Annotated in this window: 6 protein-coding genes, 18 tRNA genes, 1 rRNA gene and 1 pseudogene (1 of these 26 only partly in view); all 26 read right to left on the reverse strand. The window is 41.9% G+C overall.

What is annotated here, in order from left to right; translation table 11 throughout:
• Window positions 1-59 precede the first annotated feature (59 nt).
• Window positions 60-1,064: a rod shape-determining protein gene (locus N4597_RS07110; RefSeq protein WP_050612514.1), complete on the reverse strand. Its 1,005-nt coding sequence runs from the start codon at window positions 1,062-1,064 to the stop codon at window positions 60-62.
• A 173-nt stretch (window positions 1,065-1,237) separates the two neighbouring features.
• The gene (locus N4597_RS07115; RefSeq protein WP_056976466.1) at window positions 1,238-1,444 is read right to left on the reverse strand and encodes a cold-shock protein; all 207 of its coding nucleotides are present in this window, start codon (window positions 1,442-1,444) and stop codon (window positions 1,238-1,240) included.
• Between the two features lie 67 nt (window positions 1,445-1,511).
• Complete coding sequence (radC, locus tag N4597_RS07120) at window positions 1,512-2,186, reverse strand: RadC family protein (protein WP_082618675.1); 675 nt, start codon at window positions 2,184-2,186, stop codon at window positions 1,512-1,514.
• Between the two features lie 54 nt (window positions 2,187-2,240).
• Window positions 2,241-2,888, reverse strand: a complete 648-nt coding sequence (locus N4597_RS07125; RefSeq protein ID WP_167589534.1) for an HAD family hydrolase — start codon at window positions 2,886-2,888, stop codon at window positions 2,241-2,243.
• A gap of 4 nt (window positions 2,889-2,892) precedes the next feature.
• Window positions 2,893-4,188 carry a bifunctional folylpolyglutamate synthase/dihydrofolate synthase gene (locus tag N4597_RS07130; protein ID WP_260903144.1) on the reverse strand — a complete coding sequence of 432 codons (1,296 nt, stop codon included), beginning with the start codon at window positions 4,186-4,188 and terminating at the stop codon, window positions 2,893-2,895.
• Window positions 4,189-4,370: 182 nt separating this feature from the next.
• A pseudogene (locus tag N4597_RS07135) lies at window positions 4,371-4,622 on the reverse strand (terminase); the annotation flags it as partial.
• Window positions 4,623-4,928: 306 nt separating this feature from the next.
• Window positions 4,929-5,201, reverse strand: a complete 273-nt coding sequence (locus tag N4597_RS07140; RefSeq protein WP_094129987.1) for a glycine reductase — start codon at window positions 5,199-5,201, stop codon at window positions 4,929-4,931.
• Window positions 5,202-5,349: 148 nt separating this feature from the next.
• Window positions 5,350-5,433 (reverse strand) — tRNA-Leu (locus N4597_RS07145).
• A gap of 26 nt (window positions 5,434-5,459) precedes the next feature.
• A tRNA-Cys gene (locus N4597_RS07150) sits at window positions 5,460-5,530 on the reverse strand.
• A 24-nt stretch (window positions 5,531-5,554) separates the two neighbouring features.
• Window positions 5,555-5,626, reverse strand: a tRNA-Gln gene (locus N4597_RS07155).
• 7 nt (window positions 5,627-5,633) lie between these two features.
• Window positions 5,634-5,706 (reverse strand) — tRNA-His (locus tag N4597_RS07160).
• Window positions 5,707-5,725: 19 nt separating this feature from the next.
• Window positions 5,726-5,796 (reverse strand) — tRNA-Trp (locus N4597_RS07165).
• 1 nt (window position 5,797) lies between these two features.
• Window positions 5,798-5,883, reverse strand: a tRNA-Tyr gene (locus N4597_RS07170).
• A 4-nt stretch (window positions 5,884-5,887) separates the two neighbouring features.
• A tRNA-Phe gene (locus tag N4597_RS07175) sits at window positions 5,888-5,960 on the reverse strand.
• A gap of 51 nt (window positions 5,961-6,011) precedes the next feature.
• Window positions 6,012-6,084: transfer RNA gene (locus tag N4597_RS07180), tRNA-Asp, on the reverse strand.
• A gap of 9 nt (window positions 6,085-6,093) precedes the next feature.
• Window positions 6,094-6,183 (reverse strand) — tRNA-Ser (locus N4597_RS07185).
• Between the two features lie 8 nt (window positions 6,184-6,191).
• Window positions 6,192-6,265: transfer RNA gene (locus N4597_RS07190), tRNA-Met, on the reverse strand.
• Window positions 6,266-6,271: 6 nt separating this feature from the next.
• Window positions 6,272-6,345, reverse strand: a tRNA-Pro gene (locus tag N4597_RS07195).
• A 5-nt stretch (window positions 6,346-6,350) separates the two neighbouring features.
• A tRNA-Arg gene (locus tag N4597_RS07200) sits at window positions 6,351-6,424 on the reverse strand.
• 17 nt (window positions 6,425-6,441) lie between these two features.
• Window positions 6,442-6,527, reverse strand: a tRNA-Leu gene (locus N4597_RS07205).
• A 10-nt stretch (window positions 6,528-6,537) separates the two neighbouring features.
• Window positions 6,538-6,609, reverse strand: a tRNA-Gly gene (locus N4597_RS07210).
• 3 nt (window positions 6,610-6,612) lie between these two features.
• Window positions 6,613-6,685 (reverse strand) — tRNA-Thr (locus tag N4597_RS07215).
• A gap of 8 nt (window positions 6,686-6,693) precedes the next feature.
• Window positions 6,694-6,776 (reverse strand) — tRNA-Leu (locus N4597_RS07220).
• A 14-nt stretch (window positions 6,777-6,790) separates the two neighbouring features.
• Window positions 6,791-6,863 (reverse strand) — tRNA-Lys (locus N4597_RS07225).
• A gap of 4 nt (window positions 6,864-6,867) precedes the next feature.
• A tRNA-Val gene (locus tag N4597_RS07230) sits at window positions 6,868-6,940 on the reverse strand.
• Window positions 6,941-6,945: 5 nt separating this feature from the next.
• Window positions 6,946-7,061: ribosomal RNA gene (gene rrf / locus N4597_RS07235) — 5S ribosomal RNA — on the reverse strand (it continues 1 nt past the right edge of the window).

Consider the following 7,061-nt stretch of genomic DNA (forward strand, 5'->3'; position numbering starts at 1 on the left):
TAAGAGGCTGGACGATTAAACTCCAACCTCTTAACCTCTATGACCTTTAACCGTCAGTATTATTTTTTCTTCATAACGTCGATGCTCTTAAGTGATTCACCAGTTCCGATTGCAACACAATCTAATGGTTCTGAAGCAACAAAAACGGGTACCTTAGTAGCTTCTGCAATTACTTCTGGTAAGTGACGTAATTGTGCACCACCACCGGTTAAGACAATCCCGTGGTCAATCACGTCGGCTGCAATTTCAGGAGATGTTTCTTCAAGTGTTTCTTTAATCGCGGTAATAATTTCTTCAACTACTTCTTGGATAGCAGTCGCCACATCTTCTGCCTTGATTTCGATAGTCTTTGGTAAACCAGTTACTAAGTCACGCCCACGAATCGTTTGACTATCTAATTCCTTAGCAAATTCTACGGAGGCAGAAGCAACATCCATCTTCAATTGTTCAGCTGTCCGTTCACCAATTAACAAGTTATAGTTCTTACGTACGTAGTAAATAATTGACTCATCAATCTTGTCACCAGCCATCCGGATTGAACGACTAGACACAATGCCACCTAAAGAAATAGTTGCAACATCGGTTGTACCACCACCGATATCAACTACCATACTCCCAGTTGGATCCATAACTGGAAGCCCTGCCCCAATCGCTGCAGCAAATGGTTCTTCAATAACATAAGCGTCCCGGGCACCCGCAACCCTAGTTGCATCAATTACGGCCCGCTTTTCAACTTCAGTTACACCACTTGGAACACAGACCATCACGTAAGGCTTGCCTGCCCTGCGACCACATGCCTTTTCAATGTAGTATTTCATCATTGCGACCGTAGTATCGTAATCAGCGATAACCCCGTCTTTCATTGGTCGGATTGCGACAATACTTCCTGGTGTCCGCCCAATCATATCGCGTGCTTCTGAACCAACAGATACAATTTCACCAGTTTTAGTATTTTTAGCTACTACAGATGGTTCACGTAAAACAATCCCCTTACCTTCTGCGTAGACAATTGTATTAGCTGTCCCAAGATCAATTCCAATATTTTTTGTTCCGATTCCGAACACGTTAATTTCATCCCTTCACATGCCATTATGGCCTTTAAATTCACAATATAGTAAAATTATACCATACTTTATTAAATATCGTTCAGACTATTTTACTATAGTCCTTAGCATACAAGATTTAAAGTTACTTGTTGCTGTTTACGGTTAATCTTAATGATTACTTTAAATCTTATTTAATCAATCAATTCAACCATCACGGCTTGCGGACCCTTTTTCCCTTCCATAATTAAAAACTTGACTTTTTGTCCGGGACTTAAGGTCTTGAAGTCGCCTTGCTTTAAGGCCGTGTAGTACATAAAAACCTTGTCACGACTATCATCTGGTTTAATAAAACCGTAGCCCTTTTCTGTTTCGAATGTATCAATTACTCCAGTTAACATTAACTTGCACCTCTGAATACTAAATCATTTCAAAGTTTATCATACTTGCTCAACAAAAAACAGCTTTTTAGTTAATAATTCCTTCTTCACGCATACTTAGATAATTATCATTGCCGACAATAATATGGTCAAGTAACTCAATGCCCATAATCTCCCCCGCTTGCTGTAACCTCTTAGTCATTGCTAAATCATTTTGCGACGGCTGCAAGTTACCACTCGGGTGATTATGGGCCACCATAAAGCGGGCGGCACTGTAACGAAGTGCAAAATTAAAAATCTCGCGTGGATGAACTAGCGAGGAATTGAGGGTTCCTTTAAAAATGGTCTTCATATCTAAGAGCTGATTTTTATTATCTAAGACCAATAGCACCAGGCACTCTTGTTTATTAGCCCCCAAGCGTTCTATTAAAAATTCTCCTACCTCCTTACTCGAATATATCTGTCCTAAATTCAAATGACGTTGCGACCGGTACCGCCGTGCAAATTCGCATAGACTTGCAAAAACGGCGGCTTTATCAGCGTCTGCTAAAAATTTTTGCCAATCGGTCAGCGTAAAATATTCCAGGTAGCCTAAACTTTCATACTCTTTAAAAAACTTATCCACTAACTGTTTGCTTTTATTTTGCGAATAATGTTGTTCAAATAAAAAGGTTAACAACTCCCTGTCCGTTAAAGCTGCGCTTGAAAATTTAGCCACTTTGGCCTGTAAATAGTTTTTAGGGTAAACATTAATTAATGACATAAAAAAACCTCCTCACTTTTAAAATACGCAAAGGGGAGGTAAATCAATTCTTTATTAAAGATTTTTAATTTTGGCTAAGTCAGCAACGATTGCCACCGTATTTTGCCGGGCATAGTCATTAGGGGCAATACAATCCGGAACCATTGCCACTGGTAGCTGCGCATTGTTAGCAGCCTTAATGCCGTTTAGTGAATCTTCTAAGACAAGACACTTTTCCTTAGGGGGACAGCCTGCCTTTTCCCACGCTGCCAAGAAGATATCTGGAGCTGGTTTTGCCTTAGCAACGTCGTCTGCACTAATAATCCCATCGAAGGTTCCACTTAAGCCTGTATTTTCAAGGAAAAAGTTAATCTCGCTTATAAAGTTACTTGAAGCCAAGTAGATTTTGGTCTGTTTTGCTTTAAGGTAACTAACTAATTCATGGAATCCGGGCTTAATTTTTAATTCGCCCTGCTTAACCAATGGGTGAACCAAGGCTTTGCTGCGTTCCATAAATTGGGCAACTACTTTTTCATCACCATAATCCCTAATCATCCCGGCAACCATCGCATCATCACCAGCACCTATATACTGTTGATAATAGTCAAACGTATAGTTAGCCAACCCTAACTCCTTAGCCGCAATCTGATTAGCTTCAAAGTAAACTGTCTCAGAATCAAATACTAATCCATCCATGTCAAATAAAACTAAGTCTAAGTCCATCTACTTACCCCTCTTCTATAAAATAATTTCTAACGTCCGAAATAAAATATAACGAACCAGTAATTAGCAACATGTCGTCACCATTTAGCTCTTTTATGATTTTTAGAAAGGCCGCTTGCCAATTTTCCTCGGTCCTTAAATCGGGAAAATGAGCCTGATAATGTTTTAAACTGGTTACCTCTCGCGGACCAGCAAAGGTGGTTAACGTTAACTCAACGTTAGGCAAAGAGGCGAGGTTAGCAATCATCTTATCAGCCTGCTTATCCGCTAAGACTGCCATTAAAATTTTCACCTGCATATCAGCAAAGCGCGTTTGTAACAATTTTTTCAACTCTAGACTGGCAGCCTCGTTATGGGCACCGTCAATGACAATTAACGGCTCCGAAGTTAACTTTTCAAACCTGCCCGGCCAAGTAGTTCGACCTAAAGCAGCTTTTAGTTCCCTGCCAATTGGCACAAACCCTTCTTTATGCGCTAGAATCAAAAATGCCGTTAAGGCACAAGCAGCGTTATCGATTTGACAACTACCTAACATCTGTAACTGCAAACGATATGTCTTACCTCCAAAGCGGTAGGTAAACGCTTCTCCCCAACCATGGTAGTTATCGTTAGTAACTTGGTAATTACTTTGCGGCTCATAAAGTGGGGCCTGCAATTTTTGCGCACGCTGTTTCACCACGTCTAAGGCCTCTTTAGGCAGCCTGCCCACCACAACCGGCGTTTGCTTCTTAATAATTCCTGCTTTATGGAAAGCAATCTTAGTCACCGTATCTCCCAACCACCGCGCATGGTCTAGTGCAACCGTCGTAATAACAGACACCAACGGGGTTATGATATTAGTTGAATCATTTAAGCCACCTAATCCCACTTCAATTACAGCGTAATCAACCTTTACCCTGCTAAAATAGGTAAACATGATGGCAGTGATTATTTCAAATTCAGTTGGCCCCATTCCCTCCGCATCCAGCTCCTTTACCACTGGATAAACTTCATTTACCAACGCGACCAAGTCATTGTCAGCAATCATCTGCCTATTTACAGAAATCCGTTCATTAAATCTGGTAATAAAAGGAGAAGTGTATGTTCCCACTTTAAATCCCTGACTCATTAATAAATCTCGCAAATAAGCTGTCGTCGAACCCTTACCATTTGTCCCTGTTACGTGAATCATTTTTAACTGCAGCTGAGGATTACCTAACTTTTCAACCAAGTACCTCATCCTATCTAGTGTGGGACTCTTTTTAAACTGCGTCCGTCCGTGAATAAATGCAAGTGCTTCTTCATAAGTAGTTATAGCCATTGTTACCTTCCTAATCCTGTTTAGAAAGTTGTTTCTAAACTCTATTCACTAAAAATTATATCATTCAACTAGCTAAATTTCATTAATCCCACCTTGAAACTCAGCTAGCAATTTTACCTACACTTTACTTCCTTAATGAGGAATACTGATATCGTACCATTAAGTCTGTGTTTCAAAACTCATATTTCCTTTATGTAAATAACCTCGGTTTTACCATTACGTCTAGGAATGGCATAACCAAACTTTTGATGAACCCACAAGCCATCTTCATCAACAGCCATAATTGGATCTAGCAAATTCTTTTGCCATTCATAACATGATAACCCGGTGCGCTCGTAAAACGTAACGGTCTCATCACTTAACATTTTTTGATATGGAGCAATTACCGATTGAGTAGGAGTTTGATTTCCAACCTTTTGCTTGTGATTAGACATATCCTTGCTCCTTTCAATCTTTAAAGTTAATAGTCACACCACCTCCTTAAATTAGAGTATAAAAATAGCACCCAACCACTGAAACGGTTGAATGCTATTTACTTTGCTCCTGCAATAATTTTTTTCTATATTCTTCTCTCTTTTTTTTACGTTCCTTTTGAAGCCTCAATTCTTCATCAGTATAAAAAGGTCTTCGTGACTCCGAATCAATTCGCTCTTAATAATATTTTTCAGCTAATTCTCTACTTAACACTCTACTCACCTCCAAATTAACTATATCAATTCATCCCTATAAATATCACGATGTTACTTATTAACTACTTCAATTTCTTTTTCTAAATACTCAATGAACCTTTTCCTGTCGGCTGGTGTGAGCTCCGGTGGAACAAGTTCTTTTTCTAAGTCGTCAAAATAGATATAGCCATCTGTTTTGTCGAAATCATAGTCAGACCATTTAGAATTTAAAGCTGCAATTTTTTCATATTGTTCATGAGTATACTCGTCTACAATTTTCAAAACTGAAAATTCATAATAAACAGATTCTATTCTATATTTTTTAGTTTTGTTTATTTCTTCCATTCCAACATACCTCGATTTAGAATAACGCAAATTACAAAAATCACCCAAGCAATTGGACAACTTTTTCACGATTTCTAACTGTTTTTAACTGTAACTACAAAAAAAGCCCGATTTCTCGGACTTTACTGTTTCTAACGGTTTCTAAAAATACCGGCGATCGGGGTCGAACCGATACGTCCCAAGGGACACTAGATTTTGAGTCTAGCGCGTCTGCCAATTCCGCCACGCCGGCATAAGATATGATGTTAACGCCTAAAAAGGCGGTAACCGGATTTGAACCGGTGATAAAGGTTTTGCAGACCTCTGCCTTACCACTTGGCTATACCGCCATTTATTAAGGAACAAATCCTTTACTGGGGTAGCTGGATTCGAACCAGCGCATGACGGTACCAAAAACCGTTGCCTTACCGCTTGGCTATACCCCAATCACAGGGCGGTAGGTGGGAATCGAACCCACGCGTGCCGGAGCCACAATCCGGTGCGTTAACCACTTCGCCACTACCGCCATAATATTAAACTGCTAACAGGGATAGTAGGAATTGAACCCACACCGACGGTTTTGGAGACCGTAGTTCTACCTTTAAACTATATCCCTATGGTGGAAGGGAGTGGATTCGAACCACCGAACCCGAAGGAGCGGATTTACAGTCCGCCGCGTTTAGCCAGACTTCGCTACCCTTCCATAATGGCGCGGGACGGAATCGAACCGCCGACACATGGAGCTTCAATCCATTGCTCTACCGACTGAGCTACCGAGCCATACTTTAAACATTATATCATATTTTTTCAAAATAACAACTGTATTTTGAACGGTCCATGACGGATTTGAACCGACGATCTTCTCCGTGACAGGGAGACGAGATAACCACTACTCCAATGGACCTTCTAAATAAGGAGGATAAGAGATTCGAACTCTTGCGTGGTTTGACCCACCTGACGGTTTTCAAGACCGTTCCCTTCAGCCAGACTTGGGTAATCCTCCATAATAAATCGCGGCGGAGGGGATCGAACCCCCGACCTCCCGGGTATGAACCGGACGCTCTAGCCAGCTGAGCTACACCGCGATATTATCGGGAAGACAGGATTCGAACCTGCGACCCCCTGGTCCCAAACCAGGTGCTCTACCAAGCTGAGCTACTTCCCGTTAAATGCACCCAGCAGGAGTCGAACCTGCAACCTTCTGATTCGTAGTCAGACACTCTATCCAGTTGCGCTATGGGTGCATATATAAAAAACAAAATGCCGAGGACCGGAATCGAACCGGTACGGTGATCACTCACCGCAGGATTTTAAGTCCTGTGCGTCTGCCAGTTCCGCCACCCCGGCATAATGTAAGAGCGGAAGACGGGATTCGAACCCGCGACCCCCACCTTGGCAAGGTGATGTTCTACCACTGAACTACTTCCGCATATGCCGACTAGACGATTCGAACGCCCGACCCTCTGATTACAAATCAGATGCTCTACCAACTGAGCTAAGTCGGCATATAGTATACGGGTGAAGGGACTTGAACCCCCACGTCATAAAGACACTAGAACCTAAATCTAGCGCGTCTGCCAGTTCCGCCACACCCGCATGATATTTAGTTATGAGTCGTGACAGGCTCGAACTGTCGACCCTCTGATTAAAAGTCAGATGCTCTACCGACTGAGCTAACGACTCATGATGGAGGATACAGGGCTCGAACCTGTGACCCTCTGCTTGTAAGGCAGACGCTCTCCCAACTGAGCTAATCCTCCAAATCGCACGGCAACGTCCTACCCTCACAGGAGGCGTTCCTCCAACTACTCTCGGCGCTATGAAGCTTAACTTCTGTGTTCGGAATGGGAACAGGTGTAGCCTTCATGCCATCGTCACCGC

Origin of the sequence: Ligilactobacillus agilis (assembly GCF_025311475.1) — a bacterium.
Classification (GTDB): Bacteria; Bacillota; Bacilli; order Lactobacillales; family Lactobacillaceae; genus Ligilactobacillus; species Ligilactobacillus agilis.

Bases quoted from the DNA above. Each gene is read 5' to 3' on its own strand.
- N4597_RS07115 (WP_056976466.1), bottom strand. From the start codon at position 1,444: ATGTTAACTGGAGTAATTGATACATTCGAAACAGAAAAGGGCTACGGT.
- radC (WP_082618675.1), bottom strand. From the start codon at position 2,186: ATGTCATTAATTAATGTTTACCCTAAAAACTATTTACAGGCCAAAGTG.
- N4597_RS07125 (WP_167589534.1), bottom strand. From the start codon at position 2,888: ATGGACTTAGACTTAGTTTTATTTGACATGGATGGATTAGTATTTGAT.
- N4597_RS07130 (WP_260903144.1), bottom strand. From the start codon at position 4,188: ATGGCTATAACTACTTATGAAGAAGCACTTGCATTTATTCACGGACGG.
- N4597_RS07140 (WP_094129987.1), bottom strand. From the start codon at position 5,201: ATGGAAGAAATAAACAAAACTAAAAAATATAGAATAGAATCTGTTTAT.